The following is a 20,000-nucleotide window of genomic DNA, read 5'->3' as shown; positions in this document are numbered from 1 at the left end:
GAGTCAACACCACCCATAAACCTTTTTCATAAAATCGTAACATTAATATATAAATACCTGATATATAACAATAAATATTTGCCGATAATATACAAACTTTGCCAACCATCCCAAAAAAACATAACACCTATCTAGCCGTCAACAAACCCAAACAGCATACCGAAAAAGATGCTATTTACGTATTCTATAATACACTAATGGAAATAACCAAACAATTAGAATAACTTATCAAAAATACAAACAAAATATCCTGATTCTGTAAGCGATTCCCATGCCGAGTCGAAATATACAACTAGCAAACAGAGGCAGCACTCCCAATCCAAACGTTTAATCTATTCTATATATTATAATTTTAAAATATAATTATAAATTTATAAATTAAGATATAATATATAAAACTTAAAATACTAAAGATAGTGAAACTAAAATATATAGCCAGCTAATATTTTTCCATAAATTAGATAATTACTATAAATATTCTAAAAGCTTAGATGTAAACACATGATATTGATCCAATTTTCAGGAAATTTTCTTAAATTATAGATCAATATGATAAATTTTACTATCTTATTGGATATTTCCATTGTATGACACAAAAAATAATTACTACTTACCATAAAGCGGAATTAATTATTATGACATCCGAAATCGCTCCTTCAGCCATTAAAAAATATGTTTTATATGCGGTTGCCGCAACAATACTATTAATTGGTGTTTTCTTAGGTTTTCGCTATGTCACGGAATGGCGTTTTTTAATCTCAACCGATGATGCATATATTCAAGGCGACATTACGGCAATTGCTCCAAAGGTAAGCGGTTATATACAAGAAGTAAACATTGCTGCGAACCAAGAGGTTAAAAAAGGTGATGTACTTTTTACCCTTGATGATGTCGATTATAAGCTAGCACTAGCTGATGCAGATGCAAAACTGGTAACACAAACGCGCACACTTGAGCGGATAAAGGCCCAAATCAATGCAGCCCGCACTAGTCTTGATGAAGCTGAAGCGACTCATGATGCAGCTATTGCAGTTAAAACCAATGCTGATTTAACACTAAACCGTGCCCAAACCCTACAGCAAAGCCAATCCGTATCACAATCCATGGTCGATGCTGCGCAATCTGCGTTAGATCAAGCTGTTGCTAATGCCACACGTGCCAGCGCTCAAATTGCTGCTGCCAAGGCTAATATTGCGGTACTGCAAGCGCAATATAACGAAGCAGAAAGTGCCACTCGATCATTACAAGTAGCGCGAGCGAAAGCTAAACGCGATTTGGACTTTACAATTATTCGCGCACCAATCGATGGCATTATTGGCAACTTATCTAGCCAAAAGGGTAATCTTGTAGTCAATGGTCAACAGCTTGCCGCTTTAGTACCCAATAAAGCCTTATATATTGATGCCAATTATAAGGAAACGCAGATCGCTGAAATTTTTGGCGGCGAAACAGCCCGCATTACTATTGACGGCTTTGAAGGAGACGGCTTTGAAGGAAAGGTATTGTCACTATCGCCTGCTTCTGGTGCGGTATTTTCTATTTTGCCCCCTCAAAATGCAACAGGTAACTTCACAAAAATTGTTCAGCGCATCCCTGTACGCATATCCATTCCCGATGAAGTTTTGAAAACTGGCCGGATTAGAGCTGGTATGAGTGTTCATGCAATAATTGATACGCGGACAAAACTAGATTGATGCATTAGTCGGCAAATAGGCAACAAAGTTGCGGCTTTTGATTGCTCTAAGGAAAATTGGTCTTAACATGAGTTCTGCATCTAGCGAACCAGCGGCAGCTGAAAAAATTGATATCCGCCAAGTCATTGGCTTTACAGCCATGGTATTTGGCATGTTTATGGCGCTTTTGGATATTCAAATCGTTTCTGCCTCGCTTGCGGAAATTCAAGCAGGCCTATCAGCAAGCAGCGATGAAATATCTTGGGTACAAACATCCTATCTCATTGCAGAAGTCATCATGATTCCTTTATCGGGCTTTTTAGGGCGCTTAATGTCAACTCGTATGCTCTTTACGATTTCGGCTATTGGCTTTACGCTTGCAAGTCTTCTTTGTGCAACGGCAACCTCAATCCAAGAAATGATTGTCTATCGTGCCTTGCAGGGCTTTTTGGGCGGCGGCATGATTCCAAGTGTTTATGCCGCAGCTTTCACAATTTTTCCTCTTTCAAAAAACAGCATAGTATCACCACTCATTGGACTTGTAGCCACCTTTGCACCAACAATAGGACCAACAGTTGGTGGCTATATTTGCCATGCATTCTCGTGGCATTGGCTTTTTCTCGTTAATCTTATTCCAGGCATTATCGTTATTATAGTAGCTTGGCGCTTTATCAACTTTGACAAAGGCGATCCATCACTTCTCAAAAAATTTGATTGGTCAGCTTTAATTTTCATGGCGGTGTTTTTAGGTGGTACTGAATATTACTTAGAAGAAGGGCCACGTAAAGACTGGTTAGAAAGTTCAACTATCAAAACCGTTATTGTAATTTCAACCATTGCCGGCGTGCTTTTCTTTTGGCGAACCTTTACTAGCAAAAATAGAATCATCGATTTTGATGCCTTCAATAATCGTAATTTTGCACTAGGATCGCTTTTTCCCTTTGTAATGGGTATTGGTCTTTATGGATTAACTTATCTTTACCCGCTATATTTAAGTGAAATTCGTGGCCATGATACCTTGATGATCGGGCAAACCATGTTTGTATCCGGTCTTACAATGTTTTTGGCAGCGCCTCTTGCTGGCTATCTTTCAACAAAAATCGATCTACGCCTCATGATGCTGATCGGCTTTGGTGGATTTGCTCTTGGCACATGGATTGTAACTGGCCTCACCGCCGAATGGGATTTTTGGCAAATTTTTTGGCCGCAAGTTTTACGCGGTACATCACTGATTTTCTGCATGGTGCCAATTAATAATATTGCGCTTGGTTCACTACCACCAAGTAAATTAAAAAACGCTTCTGGCATATTCAACCTTTTGCGCAATCTTGGCGGCGCGATGGGACTAGCCATTATCAATACCATTATTATTAAACGATCGGATTTTCACTTTCACCGCATTGCAGAAACTCTCAATGCCGGCAATGAACAAGCTATGCAATTTTTAGATCGATTGGCGGTTCGCCTTGGTACAATCGGCAATCCTTCCGACACTGCTGCTCTATCACAATTGAGTTTATTAGTACGCCAACAAGCAACCGTCATGGCGTTTATTGATGCCTTCTTCATTTTAACTATATTATTTATAGTGCTTACCACCCTTGTCTTATTTGTTAATAAAAACACCTCTACCAACCAACAACCAAATATCCATTAAAGCCCCAAAAACTTAACATGAAGATGTTAGTTGAGGTAAAATATATGCCGCATAATAGCATGTATGAATGCTTGATTTTTTTTAATATTGCATTACCTGCATTATCTATTAAGAACAAAAAACAGACTTTCATGCAGAATAATGATATTTAATAGCCTATAGCAAAAGCGATGACCTTGAAGCGACCACACATCATCAGCTCTTGGAAAATGTTCTTGTTGGAATAGAGTGAAAATTTTATGAGCGCTGATGCCATTACAACCAATGATCATAGTGACAAGATAAACCCACGTCACGTTCTTGGGTTTATTGCCATGGTATTTGGCATGTTTATGGCGATTCTGGATATCCAAATTGTGTCAGCCTCTCTAGCCGAAATTCAAGCTGGACTATCTGCAAGCAGCGATGAAATATCTTGGGTACAAACGTCCTACCTTATTGCAGAAGTTATTATGATTCCCTTATCGGGGTTTTTAGGACGTTTATTATCAACTCGAACGCTTTTCACCCTTTCGGCCATTGGTTTCACCTTTGCAAGCTTGCTTTGCGCAACCGCCACTTCAATTGAGCAAATGATTGTTTACCGCGCTATTCAAGGTTTTCTTGGCGGCGGTATGATTCCCAGCGTTTTTGCCGCAGCATTTACCATTTTTCCTCCATCAAAGCGCAGCATTGTTTCTCCCCTTATCGGCCTTGTTGCAACCCTTGCACCTACGATAGGTCCTACTATTGGCGGTTACTTGAGTCATGCTTTCTCATGGCATTGGCTGTTTTTGATTAATTTTATTCCTGGAATTTTAGTCGCTTTTGCTGCATGGCGTTTCATCGATTTTGATAAAGGCGATTCCTCACTTTTTGCCAAATTTGACTGGTGGGGATTAATTTTTATGGCGATATTACTAGGCGGCGCCGAATATGTACTAGAAGAAGGGCCGCGCAATGACTGGATGGATGATACAACAGTCAGCGTTTTAACTGTTATGGTTATGATAAGCGGTGTGCTATTCTTTTGGCGCGCATTTACCAGTCAAGAACCGATTGTCGATTTACGGGCTTTTAGCGATGTTAATTTTGCCCTTGGATCACTTTTTTCATTTATTATGGGCATAGGTCTTTATGGGCTGACTTATTTATATCCACTTTATTTGGGACAAATCCGTGGCTACGATGCGCTTATGATCGGTGAAACCATGTTTGTATCTGGCCTTGCCATGTTTTTTGCAGCGCCACTTGCCGGGATTCTTTCTGAAAAGATGGATCCACGCCTCATGATGGCCATTGGTTTTGCTGGCTTTGGTGTTGGCACTTGGTTGGTGACGGGTATGACAGCCGACTGGGATTTTTGGGAATTGTTTTGGCCGCAAATATTGCGTGGAGGCTCGATGATGCTATGCATGGTGCCAATCAATAATATCGCTCTTGGTACATTGCCGCCAAGCCGCATAAAAAATGCCGCCGCCTTGTTTAATCTTATGCGCAATTTAGGTGGCGCTATAGGCCTTGCCGTCATCAATACTGTAATCATGAGACGAAGCGATTTACACTTTGCCCGCATAGCCGAAACACTCCATTGGGGCAATGCACAAGCAATGGAGTTTTTAACCGGTCTTGCCGAGCGTTTAGGTACACCAGAAAATCCCTCCAATATTGGAGCTCTGGCGGAACTTAACCAACTCGTCCACCGTCAAGCAGCGGTTATGGCCTTTATCGATTCATTCTTTATTTTAACCTTACTTTTTGCAAGCCTAACCGTTCTTGTATTATTTGTTAAAAAACCATCAACTGGAAGAAGTGAAAATACAGGCCATTAATAAAGGAAATTATAAAGACCGACCTAGAGGTATATGGGCATATGATTTTTTAAACAGTGAGAAAGACTCTAATTTTTTTATCGCTAACTACTTGGGCGCAGCGAACAAAAAATACCCAAAATGCCGGCTCTTTTGTTCTTATTATTGATGCTAAATGGGATATGGGTAAAACTTTTTTATGCCAATTTAAAGATTATTTAGAAAACAAAAACCACCTTGTTATTTCAATTAATGCTCGGAAAGATGATGCATCCGATAAGCCTTTTAGTGCAGTTTTAGCCGCCTTTGATTACGCATTGCATCTTTACTGCCCATATTTCGCTTACAAAACAGCTACTCTGCCAAAGTGACAAAGCTGACTATATTGAACCAATTTAAAACAAAAATACTAAGCTAAATGGGATACCATTCCCGGGATATGATCACTGTTTATTTGCTGTTGGCAAAACTGATAAAAAGCCTTAATTGCCTGAGTGTGTTGCGTACTTTTAAGGCTAAAAAGACCAATCTTCATTATGGGCACTTCATCGGCAATAGGAATATATTGAATTACCTTACCATCAAGTGCAATCTGTGAGCGTGGCGCAACATTAGCAATAGAATAGCCATAATCATTAGCAACCATTGTGCGTATAACATCTTGGTGCGGTGAGCGGATAGCAATATTGGGCGAAAGCCCCTGTTGATTGAATAGACTAAAGAAATATTCTCGACTGTGAGGCAAATCCAAAAGCAGCAAAGGCTCATCGGCAATTTCTTTTAATGAAACAGAAACGCGATTGGCGAAGCTATGACCTTCAGCGATAATAAGATAGGGGGGCAAATCCGCAAGCGGTGTAAAATCAAAAAAATCAGGTACAAAACTATCATAGCTAAGCCCAACATCAATCGCTCCATCTTGAATGCTTTTTAACAAAACATCATGATTCGCAACGCTTTGGTTGAGAGTTATCGCATCATATTGTTGGGTAAATGCCTTGGATAATGCCGGCATAATCATCGGCGCGAGAGTCACCATGCAGCCTACGGCAATTTGTCCGCGCAACTGGCTTGTTACATCATCCGTTACATTATAAAGTTTTTCAGTTTCATCAATGATTTTTTTCGCTTGAATAAGTGCCTTTTTACCTGCTGAAGTCAAAGCCAGCCCTTGAGCATGACGTCGAATGAACAATTTTGCTTGCAACTCTTCCTCAAGATTGGCAATCGCAGTCGATATTGATGGCGAGGAAACCTTAACACGTTCAGACGCAAGACTAATGCTACCAGTTTCCGCAGTAGCGATAAAATATTCAACCTGTCTTAAAGTAATGCGCATCATTGCCTTTCCATCAAAATTATAATATTTTGTATATTTAAAAGTATTAATATAAAAAAAATAAATGACGTATTTATGATAATTAAAATTTTTATTTGATTTAGTCGATTAACAAATTGTAACAAAATATAAAAAGATTTTTAAATTAGCATTTCAAAATTTTTAGAAATAATACTTTGTCTTTTTTTAAAAAAATTGCTCTAAAATGATCAACCATCATGTATAAATGCACGTGTGTCGCAATGAAATTTTAAAAACAAACAAATATTCATGAAAACATATAATGCCATAATAACAAGGGCACCTACAAGGTGCCTCAAGAATACAGCAGAGCATGGCGGGGGTGGCATAACTCTGCTGCATCTTGTTACCTCATCAGATAAAGCAGTTGCTTTATGAGGGGCAGATAAGATCAATCAGAAGACCTGCGGGGGGGGGGGAATGGTCAAAAGCTGATTGATCTGCAAACAAGACTATTGATAATATTTATATTCGTCAATAATTAAAAACTAAATTAACATTTTTTTTAGTTAGTATTTACGAAAAACTGGTCTTTTTTTGATTTTTTGCCATAAATTGTCTTAAAATGATACAATTCATATTTAACATAAAAAAATACCTAACCCGTTAAATATAAAATTTTGATAATTATTATTTTACATATAAATTAAATTATAAATATAAGAATTAATATTAATATACTATATATTCTATCTTATAATTGATATTTTTAATATATAAATATATTATATTTTATTATTATCACTGAAATAGAAAATTATTTTGATTTTTATCAAATTATTTAGTTAAGTGATATTTCTCTAAACAATGCCATATTTTCCTCATAAACTACATTATAATTGCTGCCGCAATTACGTTTAATTTAGGGTCAAAACCTATTAATTTAAATGAAATGGCACAATAAACAGCAAAAATATACAAGGAGGAAAGCGAAAAGTGGGTGGTATACCCAGTTGAGCTTTACGATGCAGTAGATTACAGCTGTTTTTGTGTCCTTTCAGGATATGGGAGATTTTCGCAATAACTTTGTCGAAGACCCTTGAAAATATTCATATTTCCTGTGGATTTTCTCATCTTTAATCTTTGGGTTCTTACAAAAATTTCCTCATACCATTTCGTTCAAATTAATAGGTCCTGACCCTAAATGAATTAACGTTTTCTTTTTATGAATCACCTTAGTATCAGCCATATATTAAAATTCATAAACGGGGGCGAAGATGGTAATCTTAGCAAAAAACACTGATCAATGGTGCAAAGAATATCCCTTACTAAGAGACATGATTGCCTTACGCCCAACCAGTTGGTTTAATCCGGCATCGTCTACCATTAATGAATCTCTCACGGATGTCGGACTGACAAGTGATGATATCAATGATGCAAGTGCACGATTACAACGCTTTGCTCCCTTTATTGCAAAAAATTTTCCAGAAACAATTACATCAAATGGCATAATAGAATCATCTATTTTGCGCCTTGAAAAAATGCAGGAGGCTTTGAAAATACAGAGCGAATTGCCGTTTTCAGGCAAATTATGGCTCAAGTCAGACAATGCCTTGCCCATATCAGGATCGGTCAAGGCGCGCGGTGGTATTTATGAGGTGTTAAAGCACGCTGAGGACCTTGTGCTTTCAGCTGGACATTTGACTATAGATGATGATTATAGTCTTTTTGAAAGTTCGCGAATAAAAAACTTCTTGTCAAATCGAAAGATTGCAGTTGGTTCTACCGGCAATCTTGGTCTTTCTATTGGCATTATAGGGGCCAAACTAGGATTTCAAACCTATGTCCATATGTCAGCCGATGCCAAACAATGGAAAAAAGACAAGTTACGCGGCAATGGCGTACATGTTATAGAACACCAAGGCGATTATGGCAAAGCCGTCGAAGAAGGACGTCAACAGGCTTTAAATGATCCTAATTGTTATTTTATTGATGATGAGAACTCACACAATCTGTTTTTAGGTTATAGTGTTGCGGCGTTGCGTCTGGTTAAACAATTTGATGATCAAGGCATCAAGGTTGATGCAGAGCATCCGCTTTTTGTTTATTTACCTTGTGGCGTTGGTGGTGGTCCTGGCGGTATTACTTTTGGCTTAAAGACCGTATTTGGCGATAATGTCCATTGTATTTTTGCAGAACCAACCCATTCACCTGCGATGTTTCTTGGCGTTTACACTGGGCTACATGATAAGATCAGCGTCCAAGATTTTGGCATTGACAATAAAACCGCAGCTGATGGACTTGCAGTTGGCAGACCATCTGGCTTTGTTGGCAAAGCCATGCAAAGACTGATTGATGGCTATTATACAGTGGAAGATAAAACCCTCTTTAACTATTTGGCCGAGATCTATAACTGTGAAAACATCAAATTGGAGCCATCAGCGACTGCAGGCTTTGCAGGCTTTTCTTTCGTGCTCCAAAATCGCGATTATTTAAAACGCCAAAATATAAATAGCCAAGACATACAAAATGCCACGCATCTTGTATGGGCAACAGGAGGTTCTATGGTGCCGAATGAGGAATTTTTGAGCTATTTAACCCATGCAGATGGAATTTTTTAAAATATCACGCCATCGTGCCATTATGTTACACGAAGACTTGAAAAGCTTTGCCGTAAAAACTTAAATTACAGCAAAGCCATAAAAACTAACGTCAATTATTATTTAACTCGGGAGATGGCATATCATTAGCCGGAATTGGCAGACGTGCAACCACATTTCCTTGCTTATAATTATAAATAACCAATTCTGTGCCGCCGGATGGTGCTAAAGTTTCAAGCGAAATAAGATCACCAGATAGGCTGTGAGATAGGATGCGAGTACCGGCAGGCAAATCAATTTCACGGTTAATGGTTGCAGGCAGCGTTACTGGCTTATTATTCTCAACAGTATTTTGTCCTACTACCGCTTGACCAGCTGTATCATTCAAAGGCACAACACTTAAATCATTAGGTACTGCAGGCTGATTTACCTGTGTTGCTGGTGCATTGTCCGGTGTACGGGTTGCTTTATAAATAACCGCAATGAACACAGCAATAACCAATAAAAGAGTAATGGTAACTGATACAATCATCAAGCGCATCAACTTGCGCCGCACTCGCTCTACGGCTGGATCAAGGCGGTTTGGATCAGGAGCTTCCTCATAATGGTTCTGTTCATAAGTGTAATCACCGTCGTCATAACCATGATTGTGATTATTTTGCATTTCGGATCTTCTCCATTCAGCCTTATACTGCCACCGGTTTTCCGGAATTGAATTTTGTGAGCCATTTACTAAAATTAAAACAAAGTCAATGGGTTGTAACAGTAGATAATGGCGTTTATGATTTTTTCTAGCCTTTACATTACCTAAACTTTTTAAAAGCTTTATTAATGAAAGAAATTTGTAATATTTTAAAGTGATTTCGCTGTCGATAACTACAACAAACAGTTCAAGGCCATTTTTAAAAAGCGAAACACTTCACAACCTGAATAGTGACTTTTTGGCTATATAAAATCAAAATAATGGCCAACTTTCCTCTATGCTGATTATCGCCATCATATTGAATAAGATAAATCCAATTTGTTTGAAGATCTCTATCAATTATAATCACTAAAGCAAAAATTGGTATTGGCGATTTAACTTATCTTAACCGGCTAATTTTGTACTTTCAAAAATCCTATATTTTTATTTGATGCGGCATTTAGAATGTCTGCCCTTGTTAATTTTCCACATTTATTGCAAAAGGCAAATGGCATTTTATCTAGTCTTTGCACAAGGCCAAAAGTTTATTTGGCAGTTTCAACCAAGGATTCATCATCCATAAAGTTTACCAAATTCATTTTAAAAGCCATCACACAGTTTCAATGGCGCGATGACTCATGCATTTTCAGTGATTTATGTAGGGTCAAGAATAAGAACAATTAAGTCATTAGACTTACTTGTTCCCGTTTTTGATACTTCATAATTGATGTTATGATTAAATTTAATGGCTTTGCAATTAAATTACCTGCCATTTTTTCGGCGCAGCTGCTGCAACTTCAATTTTGCGTAATGCCTCTACTAATTCAAGCATATCTTGTGGCATTGGTGCTTCAAAATGCATAACCTCGCCAGTTTGCGGATGTTCAAAAGCCAATTGGCCAGCATGAAGGGCTTGGCGAGGAAAGGCTTGTACAACCGCCTTTACATCGTCATCTAAACGATTGGCTTTAGTTTTAACCGACGCACCATAATCATTGTCACCAAGCAGTGGATGTCCAATATGCGCCATATGAACACGAATTTGGTGGGTTCGTCCGGTTTCTAGGCGGCATTCAATAAGGCTTGCCGATGCGCCAGCATCTTCGCGTGCACCAAATTTTTCAATTACATTAAAATGGGTTATGGCATGACGTGCGTCACTGCGGCTTTCATTTACCACGGCTTGGCGGGTTCTATCACGGGGTGAACGCCCAAGATAGGTGTCTACTGTGCCAGTATTACGAGCTGGTACATCCCAAACAATAGCACTATAAACCCGCTCTAAAGCACCTGTGCGACCATGATCAGCAAATTGTGCGCTTAGATGCTTATGGGCAAAATCATTCTTGGCAACCACCATAACACCACTTGTATCCTTATCGAGACGATGGACAATACCCGGCCGCTTAACGCCGCCAATGCCCGAAAGACTATCGCCACAATGATAAACAAGAGCATTCACCATAGTGCCTTGCCAATTACCATTGCCAGGATGAACAACCAATCCTTGTGGTTTGTTGAGTACAATCAGATCATCATCTTCATAAAGAATATCGAGGGGGATATTTTCCCCTTGTGGTTCTGGATCAACAGGCTCTGGTAAAATAAGGGTAATTTCATGAACGCCATTTAATTTAAACTTGGGCTCTAAAACCACCTTGCCATCAACAGAAACAGCCCCTTCTTGAATAAGACTTTGCAGACGGCTTCTAGAAAAATCTGCAGCTAATGCGGTGGCGAGCCATTGGTCTAATCTTTTGCTCGCTGTTTCAGCTTCGGTAAAAAGTTTTTGCATTATAATCCTTAAAAGATATATCCAAGCGCAATAGACGGCGGTGCTTTTCACCGATATTTGCAGTTTTAAATATTGTAAGCTACTGGTTCGCTTTGCGAGCTATATCAAATTTTGGCAATAATAGCCACTAAAGAGCGTAAGAGATCTGCAAAATAACAGGCAATTGCTTCATTTAAGAATCTCTTTATCGCATTCTATAACTTGGTTCAAATACTAAGTGCATTTAGCATAAGACTTAACTTAAAGCTTTCTATCAAAAATTTATTTGAATTTTTTAATATCCAAATTAGATATAATAATAATTATATCAATAACTTACATCAAAAACCAGTCAAAGAATAGACATTTTCTAGCTTTACTATTGTGATCAACAATATAATTCAAGATAGTGTTTAAATAAGGCGCGAAATATTTACTATTTCAGATATTAGTTATTAATGATATATTCTTTCTGCACAAAATAAAAGTTTTCAACATAAATCTTCAAACCAATACAATCTTTGCTACAATTTTAAATAATTTCTTTTCGTCGCCATGTTTTTGCCATACATTTAAATCGGGAGGACAAAAAATGGAGAACTCCTATGGCGGAGAAAAAAGCGAAAACACAGAAAGCCAGATTTATAGGTATCGGCATCGCCGCACTCGTTGTCCTTATCATCAGTTTTCTTCCTAATCCAGAAGGGTTAACACCTACTGGTCAACAAGCTTTAGCATTATTTGCAGGTATCATCGTTTTATGGGCATTGGAACCAGTGCCCCTAGCAATAAGCAGTCTCATTATGGCAGTAGTGGTCGTACTATTCCAAATGATGACTGTAAAAGATGCATTAAATAATTTCTCGACACCTTCAATTTTTTTAATCGTAGCAGCATTATTAATGGCACCTGCAATGTCAAAGTCTGGCTTTGCAGAGCGCCTGATTTATTGGCTGCTGTCAAAAATTGGTTGTACCTCAATTCGCATCACGCTAGGTATTACCCTTGCTAACATTCTTTTAGCATTTTTAATCCCATCAACAGCAGCAAGAACTGCTGCCTTATTGCCAATCTGCATAGCAATCATTGAAATTTATAGAAAGAACAGTCATCAGGAAGGTCGCAGTAAATTTGCGGTCAGCCTTCTTTTAACACTTGCTTTTACAAATTCAATTATTAGCGCTGGTATTCTTACTGCAACAGTCCCCAACCCCGTCACTGCTGACTTTATCGCCAAAGCAACTGGCCATACTATTTCCTATGTTGAATGGCTAATGTATGGTTTTCCCCCAGCATTTATCATGACATTTTTTGCATGGTGGTTCATCAAAACTGTATTTAAAGCAGAGCTAAATGAAATTCCTGGAGGCAAAGAGCATATCCTTGAAAAATATACTAGCCTTGGAAAAATGACGGTAGATGAATGGAAAACAAGTATGATTTTCCTCTTGGTTGTCGTCCTATGGCTCACTGGTAGCTTAACGGGAATTAACACAACAATCGCAGCCTTGTTGGGTGTTTGCTTGATGTTCTTATTGGGCGTTGTCAATTGGGCTGATGCTTCAAAGTCATCAGCATTCCAATTTATGCTTATCATGGGCGGCGGTTTTATCGTTGCTGATCTTTTGATCTCAACTGGTGCAGCAAATTGGCTTGCAACAACATTATTTAGCACCCTTAATGTCAGTACTATTTCGGTGCTCAGTCTGCTTATTATTGTTATCTTTATTGTCCAATTCTTGCATATTCCCTTCATGGGCACCACCAAGATGACAACAATGTTGATTCCTATCGTTATTAGCGTTGCGCAAGCTGCTAATATTGACCCTATAATTCTCGCAATGCCAGCAGGTATGATTATCGGCGGTTTCCCTCTATTTTTATTCTACAATACGATCTCAAGCTTGCTTGTTTTTGGTACAGGAGAATTAAAAATGAGTGATTTCCCTAAAGTCGGTATACCAATCTGTACCGTAGCCGTCATTGTTTATAGCCTATGTGCAGTTACTTATTGGCGTTGGCTTGGTCTATTTTAATTTCTGGTGCGCAGATGTTTAAGAATGTTCTTCACGTTTACACCAACAATCATTTGCTGCTTGCAGTTCAAAAAGAAAGATATTTAAAATGACAAATGTAGGTTTTCGAGTTTTTACAAAGATTAATCGCCCTGCAGCTGAACTCATTGAAGGCTTTCGTGGTATTCCTGTTGCCAACGTCGCCGACATAATGAATCGAAGCTGCGTGCTTGATGCACGTATACAAAAAATTAGCACCCCCGATCTACTAGGCTGCGCTTTTACTGTAAAAGTAAGACCAGGCGATAATTTAATGCTCCACAAAGCGTTACATATGGCACAACCCGGTGATATCATTGTTGTCGATGCTCATGGTGATATTACCAATTCAATCACTGGCGAACTCATGATGCGGACAGCTCTCACTAAAAAATTGGGTGGCGTTATCATTGATGGCGCTATTCGCGATGTTGCTACTTTATCTCAATTGGATATGCCTATTTATGCGGCAGGCGTTACTGCTGCAGGCCCTTATAAAGATGGGCCAGGCGAAATTGGCACGCCAATCAGCGTAGGTAGCGTGGTTGTCCATCCTGGTGACATTATTATTGGCGATGATGACGGCATTGTTGTTGTTTCCCCCAAAGAGGCACCAGAGCTGATTGAAAAGGCACGTAAAAAGCATGCCGATGAAGAAGCTATTATCAAAGCAATCGAAGAGAATACACGGGATTATTCTTGGATTGACCGTGAGCTTGAAAAGAAAGGCTGTGAAATCATTGACGACTATTATAGGTGAGCAATTTAAAAGGTCGTAAAAACCTATAAATATGCAATCAATACATCATGTGGTCAGGTATGTTTTTCAGCAATATGCCTGACCATATTTTTTAAGGGGCTTGCCTAGCTAAGTGGCAATTAATTGTCGTAAAGCTATGATATAATTTTTAAGATAAGTAAACACTAATACCTAAAACCATAATTTACTGATAATTTTTAAGTCATCAAACCACCTTACTTAATCACGCCAAAAACAACTGCTTTACTCGCCAAGGTTGGAGCAAGCGCGTTTTTGCGATTACCTTTAAAATGGCTTGCGTCTAATTAGATATCACCTGTAAATTCAACCGCACATTCCTTTTGATTGACCGCAATTAAATACAATAATTTATGCAAGAGACGAGCGATGACATTGCGATGGCACCCAACTGGACTTCTAGCTTTTCTGGCGGTTGAGTTAGCAATGAAACATCTTTTAAGCTCTAACTGCTTATTTGTTGTTACTCTACATTGCCTTACATATTTGAAAAACACTACCTCATATTCACTCAGGTATTAGCTGCAAACTAAATTAACCTATTTTTCTATGAATTTATTGATCGATATTTTTCATCTTTGTGTTAACATAACGCGACTTCTCCTAATTTGATGAGAAAATTAATTAAAATGCTCATAAAAACCTATAGAAGCAATTGCTGTTGCCTTTGCGGTTCAACAAACCAATTAACGCACGAGCACAAAATTAAAGCTTCAGGCATCAAAAAAATCTTCGGTAGGGATAAAATGTTGATCGGGACGTTTGCCAACGCCGATGGATACAGGATCGCACAGGGTCCAAAATCAAAGGAATTCCACTTTGCTGTCCCGATTTGTGCGGCATGTAATGGGAGTTTAACCCAGCCAGCCGATCTCGACTTTGATTACTTCCATAACGACCTAATGTCACTATATCAGAGGCATGAAAATATAAACGCTATTATAAACTGGCGAATTGCTTGTATTACCCCTACCGCCAAGCTAAATATGCGGCGCTATTTTGCAAAACTATTATGTTGCCATATCGCCCAAACTTGTGGTTTTTCTATACCGACATTGTCGGCCTTTGCCATTGGCAAATCGGATATATGCTCAATTAACATCCATATTAATTCGGACGAATATTATCGAGAAATGGAACCACCCCAATTTGCGTATTATGGTGGCCTCAGCATTTTGGTGGATCCACTTCACAGACAACCAACAGGTTTTACAAGTGCGTTAATACTAGGGCCGTTAAAATACGAGTTTGAGGTCAATTACGGGCTAACACTGGGGCACGATTTAGAAGTCTTAAACCCCAATTTTCATAAACATTGTTTAGAAGTTTACGGCTACCAAAACAATTTTGCCTATCAAGGCGAACGATAGGTCGGTAATACGATTTCACGTAATAAAACTTGGCTTTTCAGCCAAAATCCTATGCCGCAAATCACATGTAGAGCCCGGATGTACCATTGTGACACGGCTATCTTTCTTACCCTACATTTTTGCAAAGCATATTAAAGATTACATCACTAATCTTTCCATTAACTCGATAAATTATTGCCCAAATAATTCCAATACGTTGTAAAACTACAATGCAAGATACCGAATATTTGTCGGGTCCCCTGAGTTCTATAATTAACTTTATATTGTTTTAAAGAAAATTTCTTTGTTAGCTAACTTTGCCTCACCTATTCAATAAACTATGAGCTTTTTTTGATAACCATACAAGATTGCATTTATATTGCCTTTTTCCGAACGTTAAGTTTTCGTAATTTTGAGACTAAGATAATCAGCTCAACTGCCAAGAGCCCCCTTTGTCGGTTATTGTATAACTTGGTGTTAGTTATCTTATTTTATTGCTGAGATATTGCTTACACATCTTGGTTATGGTTTTCTTTGGTTGGGAAGAGGTGTGTTCTACCATATTAGCAGTGCCGGTTTTGGCGCATGTACCGAATTGGCATTATAGCGTTAGAAACGTCCACGAGTGCTTTTTGGGGATTATGGTATATGTCTAAACACTGTGTCTATTATTTTGCTGATGGGTTTTATTGGTTGCGGGGGCAGGATTTGAACCTACGACCTTCAGGTTATGAGCCTGACGAGCTACCGGGCTGCTCCACCCCGCGTCAAGGGTTTTGTTTACTTCTTCACGACCGGTATGTTGTGAAGGAGTATCTGATATTAAGGCACATTTTTAAAATAATGTCATGCTTTTAGGAAGCGTTATTATCTTGATTTTGTGTCTTTTTTCCAAGGAATGATTTAAGCTATAGGGCTTATATTGCTTGGGATTTATCAGCTAGACAAATTGATTTGTTTGATGGTGAAGAGAAAATATTCATACATGCATTTTGCAGACCTGGCAGCGACCTACTCTCCCGTGTCTTAAGACAAAGTACCATTGGCGCTGGAGCGTTTCACGGCCGAGTTCGGAATGGGATCGGGTGCAGCCGCTCCGCCATAACCACCAGGTCGGCGAAAGGCATGAACGAATTGAAGCTGGATTATTTTCTGCTTTTTTATTAACTGGATATAGGTAATGGGAACGATCAAGCCGATTGAACGATTAGTATCAGTAAGCTTCATGTGTTACCACACTTCCACACCTGACCTATCAACGTGGTCGTCTTCCACGGTTCTCATGGGAATACTCGTTTTTAGGTGGGTTTCCCGCTTAGATGCCTTCAGCGGTTATCCCTTCCGTATATAGCTACCCTGCTATGCGGCTGGCGCCACAACAGGTCCACCAGAGATACGTCCATCCCGGTCCTCTCGTACTAGGGACAGATCCTATCAATATTCCTACACCCACGGCAGATAGGGACCGAACTGTCTCACGACGTTCTGAACCCAACTCACGTACCGCTTTAAATGGCGAACAGCCATACCCTTGGGACCTGCTCCAGCCCCAGGATGCGATGAGTCGACATCGAGGTGCCAAACAACCCCGTCGATATGGACTCTTGGGGGTCATCAGCCTGTTATCCCCGGCGTACCTTTTATCCGTTGAGCGATGGCCCTTCCACACGGGACCACCGGATCACTATGACCGTCTTTCGACTCTGCTCGACTTGTCAGTCTTACAGTCAGGCAGGCTTATGCCATTGCACTCAGCGAACGATTTCCGACCGTTCTGAGCCCACCATCGCGCGCCTCCGTTACTCTTTAGGAGGCGACCGCCCCAGTCAAACTACCCACCATACACGGTCCTGGTTCCGGATAACGGAACGCAGTTAGACATCCATGTAGATAAGGGTGGTATTTCAAGGAAGACTCCACAATGGCTGGCGCCACTGCTTCAAAGTCTACCACCTATCCTACACATGTCGACACGAATGCCAGTGTAAAGCTATAGTAAAGGTGCACGGGGTCTTTCCGTCTAACCGCAGGAACCCCGCATCTTCACGGGGAATTCAATTTCACTGAGTCTATGTTGGAGACAGCGGGGAAGTCGTTACGCCATTCGTGCAGGTCGGAACTTACCCGACAAGGAATTTCGCTACCTTAGGACCGTTATAGTTACGGCCGCCGTTTACTGGGGCTTCAATTCAATGCTTGCACATCTCCTCTTAACCTTCCAGCACCGGGCAGGCGTCAGACCCTATACGTCGTCTTGCGACTTCGCAGAGCCCTGTGTTTTTGGTAAACAGTCGCTACCCCCTGGTCTGTGCCACCCCCTAACGGTTGCCCGCTAAAGGGTCACGCTTCTTCCGAAGTTACGCGTGCAATTTGCCGAGTTCCTTCAACATAGTTCTCTCAAGCGCCTTGGTATTCTCTACCGGTCCACCTGTGTCGGTTTCGGGTACGGTCTATAATGTGGGAGCTATTTCCTGGAACTGCTTCACTGCATCATCAATCCAATAAGATGATACAATTTACGCAATCCGTCACTTCCCACAGGCCCACGAATATTAACGTGGTTCCCATCGACTACGCCTTTCGGCCTCGTCTTAGGGGCCGGCTCACCCTGCTCAGATTAACTTTAAGCAGGAACCCTTGGACTTTCGGCGAGGGAGTCTCTCACTCCCTTTATCGTTACTCATGTCAGCATTCTCACTTCCAATACCTCCAGGATCCCTCACGGGTATCCCTTCACAGGCTTATGGAACGCTCCGCTACCACTTACACTTACGTGTAAATCCACATCTTCGGTGTATGGCTTTAGCCCCGTTACATTTTCGGCGCAAAGACCCTTATTTAGACCAGTGAGCTGTTACGCTTTCTTTAAATGATGGCTGCTTCTAAGCCAACATCCTGGTTGTTTTGGGATCCTCACATCCTTTCCCACTTAGCCATAACTTGGGGACCTTAGATGGTGGTCAGGGTTGTTTCCCTCTCCACGACGGACGTTAGCACCCGCCGTGTGTCTGCTAGTCAGTTCTTCCAGGTATTCGGAGTTTGGTTAGGTTTGGTAATCCGGTGAGGACCCCTAGCCCATCCAGTGCTCTACCCCCTGGAGAATAAAACTAACGCTCTACCTAAATAGATTTCGCGGAGAACCAGCTATTTCCGAGTTTGATTGGCCTTTCACCCCTAGCCACAAGTCATCCCGATCTATTGCAACAGATATGGGTTCGGCCCTCCAGTAAGTGTTACCTTACCTTCAGCCTGCTCATGGCTAGATCACTCGGTTTCGGGTCTAATCCGACGAACTGAACGCCCTGTTCAGACTCGCTTTCGCTACGCCTACACCTATCGGTTTAAGCTTGCTCGTCAGACTAAGTCGCTGACCCATTATACAAAAGGTACGCCGTCACCCAGAACTAATCTTGGGCTCCGACTGTTTGTAGGCATTCGGTTTCAGGATCTATTTCACTCCCCTCGTCGGGGTGCTTTTCACCTTTCCCTCACGGTACTGGTTCACTATCGGTCATGCACGAGTACTTAGGCTTGGATAGTGGTCTACCCATGTTCAGACAGGATTTCACGTGTCCCGCCCTACTCTAGGACTTAAAATCAATTTACGTGTACGGGACTATCACCCACTTTGGTTAAGCTTTCCAACTTATTCCACTTTTCTCATTTAAGCCACTGGCCTGGTCCGCGTTCGCTCGCCACTACTAACGGAGTCTCGTTTGATGTCCTTTCCTACAGGTACTTAGATGTTTCAGTTCCCTGCGTTCGCTTCTTACACCCTATTTTATTCAGATGTAGATACCTTTTTAAAGATAGCTAGAAACCTAAGCAGTCCATTGCTGAACAACTTAACTTTTCTAGCCATCAAAGGTGGGTTCCCCCATTCGGAGATCTACGGATCAAAGGTTATTCGCACCTCCCCGTAGCTTATCGCAGCGTATCACGTCCTTCATCGCCTGTGCATGCCAAGGCATTCACCAAATGCCCTTAAGACACTTGATCGTTCTCATTGCCAATATCCAATTATTGTTAAAAACCTGTGCAGATTTTTAAGCTGAATATCAGCAGAAAGACCAGCTTCTTGAGATATATTCGATGGTGCGGTTAAGCTTGCCAATCATAGGTAAGGGCTTTGAGCATTCCCTTACGACATAGTGTATCTTGTCACTAAACCCTTATCCGAATATCTTTAGTGTCTCTATTCAAATAAAAGACGATGAATCTCTTATCCAAAATCAAAACAGATATCTGGCAGGAATAAAGCGCCGAACCTTTAAAAGGATCGGAACAGCTATCCGAATATATCTTCTCTTCACAATTTCATCAGAACAGGCGTTCTACTAAGC

11 protein-coding genes, 1 tRNA gene and 2 rRNA genes are annotated in these 20,000 nt (G+C 40.3%); 8 read left to right on the top strand and 6 right to left on the bottom strand.

Annotated elements, in window-relative coordinates; translation table 11 throughout:
- Positions 1-635 precede the first annotated feature (635 nt).
- The 4 genes from H3299_RS14165 to H3299_RS14150 all read left to right on the top strand — a co-directional run bounded on the left by H3299_RS14165 (position 636) and on the right by H3299_RS14150 (position 5,491).
- Positions 636-1,694, top strand: coding sequence for an HlyD family secretion protein (locus tag H3299_RS14165; protein WP_182418266.1), 1,059 nt, complete (start codon positions 636-638; stop codon positions 1,692-1,694).
- Between the two features lie 67 nt (positions 1,695-1,761).
- On the top strand, positions 1,762-3,330 hold the full coding sequence (locus H3299_RS14160; protein WP_182418265.1) for a DHA2 family efflux MFS transporter permease subunit: 1,569 nt from the start codon (positions 1,762-1,764) through the stop codon (positions 3,328-3,330).
- Between the two features lie 239 nt (positions 3,331-3,569).
- A complete protein-coding gene (locus tag H3299_RS14155) occupies positions 3,570-5,141 on the top strand; it encodes a DHA2 family efflux MFS transporter permease subunit (protein ID WP_182418264.1) in 1,572 nt (523 codons plus the stop codon).
- 56 nt (positions 5,142-5,197) lie between these two features.
- Positions 5,198-5,491, top strand: coding sequence for a P-loop NTPase fold protein (locus tag H3299_RS14150; protein WP_182418263.1), 294 nt, complete (start codon positions 5,198-5,200; stop codon positions 5,489-5,491).
- Between the two features lie 38 nt (positions 5,492-5,529).
- Here H3299_RS14150 and H3299_RS14145 read toward each other — a convergent pair whose 3' ends face one another.
- Positions 5,530-6,462, bottom strand: a complete 933-nt coding sequence (locus H3299_RS14145) for a LysR family transcriptional regulator (protein WP_246708088.1) — start codon at positions 6,460-6,462, stop codon at positions 5,530-5,532.
- Positions 6,463-7,697: 1,235 nt separating this feature from the next.
- Here H3299_RS14145 and H3299_RS14140 point away from each other — a divergent pair.
- The gene (locus H3299_RS14140; RefSeq protein ID WP_182418262.1) at positions 7,698-9,041 is read left to right on the top strand and encodes a D-serine ammonia-lyase; all 1,344 of its coding nucleotides are present in this window, start codon (positions 7,698-7,700) and stop codon (positions 9,039-9,041) included.
- Between the two features lie 91 nt (positions 9,042-9,132).
- Here H3299_RS14140 and H3299_RS14135 read toward each other — a convergent pair whose 3' ends face one another.
- On the bottom strand, positions 9,133-9,684 hold the full coding sequence (locus H3299_RS14135) for a hypothetical protein (RefSeq protein WP_182418261.1): 552 nt from the start codon (positions 9,682-9,684) through the stop codon (positions 9,133-9,135).
- Positions 9,685-10,459: 775 nt separating this feature from the next.
- A complete protein-coding gene (locus H3299_RS14130) occupies positions 10,460-11,497 on the bottom strand; it encodes an RluA family pseudouridine synthase (RefSeq protein ID WP_182418260.1) in 1,038 nt (345 codons plus the stop codon).
- A 584-nt stretch (positions 11,498-12,081) separates the two neighbouring features.
- Here H3299_RS14130 and H3299_RS14125 point away from each other — a divergent pair.
- The 3 genes from H3299_RS14125 (at position 12,082) to H3299_RS14115 (ending at position 15,678) form a co-directional block, all read left to right on the top strand.
- A complete protein-coding gene (locus H3299_RS14125; RefSeq protein WP_182418259.1) occupies positions 12,082-13,512 on the top strand; it encodes a DASS family sodium-coupled anion symporter in 1,431 nt (476 codons plus the stop codon).
- Between the two features lie 88 nt (positions 13,513-13,600).
- A complete protein-coding gene (locus tag H3299_RS14120; RefSeq protein WP_182418258.1) occupies positions 13,601-14,290 on the top strand; it encodes an RraA family protein in 690 nt (229 codons plus the stop codon).
- A gap of 764 nt (positions 14,291-15,054) precedes the next feature.
- A complete protein-coding gene (locus H3299_RS14115) occupies positions 15,055-15,678 on the top strand; it encodes a hypothetical protein (RefSeq protein ID WP_182418257.1) in 624 nt (207 codons plus the stop codon).
- 669 nt (positions 15,679-16,347) lie between these two features.
- Here the strand turns inward: H3299_RS14115 and H3299_RS14110 are convergent.
- The 3 genes from H3299_RS14110 to H3299_RS14100 all read right to left on the bottom strand — a co-directional run bounded on the left by H3299_RS14110 (position 16,348) and on the right by H3299_RS14100 (position 19,656).
- A tRNA-Met gene (locus tag H3299_RS14110) sits at positions 16,348-16,424 on the bottom strand.
- A 231-nt stretch (positions 16,425-16,655) separates the two neighbouring features.
- Positions 16,656-16,770, bottom strand: a 5S ribosomal RNA gene (gene rrf / locus H3299_RS14105).
- A 73-nt stretch (positions 16,771-16,843) separates the two neighbouring features.
- Positions 16,844-19,656 (bottom strand): 23S ribosomal RNA (locus H3299_RS14100).
- Positions 19,657-20,000: the final 344 nt, after the last annotated feature.

The sequence above is a fragment of the Bartonella sp. HY038 genome (genome assembly GCF_014117425.1).
Lineage (GTDB): Bacteria > Pseudomonadota > Alphaproteobacteria > Rhizobiales > Rhizobiaceae > HY038.
The sequence above is the reverse complement of the archived record's forward strand: the minus strand, read 5'-3'. Positions and strand labels throughout refer to the sequence as shown.

Coding starts and splice junctions, on each gene's coding strand:
- H3299_RS14165 (WP_182418266.1), top strand. CDS start 636: ATGACATCCGAAATCGCTCCTTCAGCCATTAAAAAATATGTTTTATAT.
- H3299_RS14160 (WP_182418265.1), top strand. CDS start 1,762: ATGAGTTCTGCATCTAGCGAACCAGCGGCAGCTGAAAAAATTGATATC.
- H3299_RS14155 (WP_182418264.1), top strand. CDS start 3,570: ATGAGCGCTGATGCCATTACAACCAATGATCATAGTGACAAGATAAAC.
- H3299_RS14145 (WP_246708088.1), bottom strand. CDS start 6,462: ATGATGCGCATTACTTTAAGACAGGTTGAATATTTTATCGCTACTGCG.
- H3299_RS14140 (WP_182418262.1), top strand. CDS start 7,698: ATGGTAATCTTAGCAAAAAACACTGATCAATGGTGCAAAGAATATCCC.
- H3299_RS14135 (WP_182418261.1), bottom strand. CDS start 9,684: ATGCAAAATAATCACAATCATGGTTATGACGACGGTGATTACACTTAT.
- H3299_RS14130 (WP_182418260.1), bottom strand. CDS start 11,497: ATGCAAAAACTTTTTACCGAAGCTGAAACAGCGAGCAAAAGATTAGAC.
- H3299_RS14125 (WP_182418259.1), top strand. CDS start 12,082: ATGGCGGAGAAAAAAGCGAAAACACAGAAAGCCAGATTTATAGGTATC.
- H3299_RS14120 (WP_182418258.1), top strand. CDS start 13,601: ATGACAAATGTAGGTTTTCGAGTTTTTACAAAGATTAATCGCCCTGCA.
- H3299_RS14115 (WP_182418257.1), top strand. CDS start 15,055: ATGTTGATCGGGACGTTTGCCAACGCCGATGGATACAGGATCGCACAG.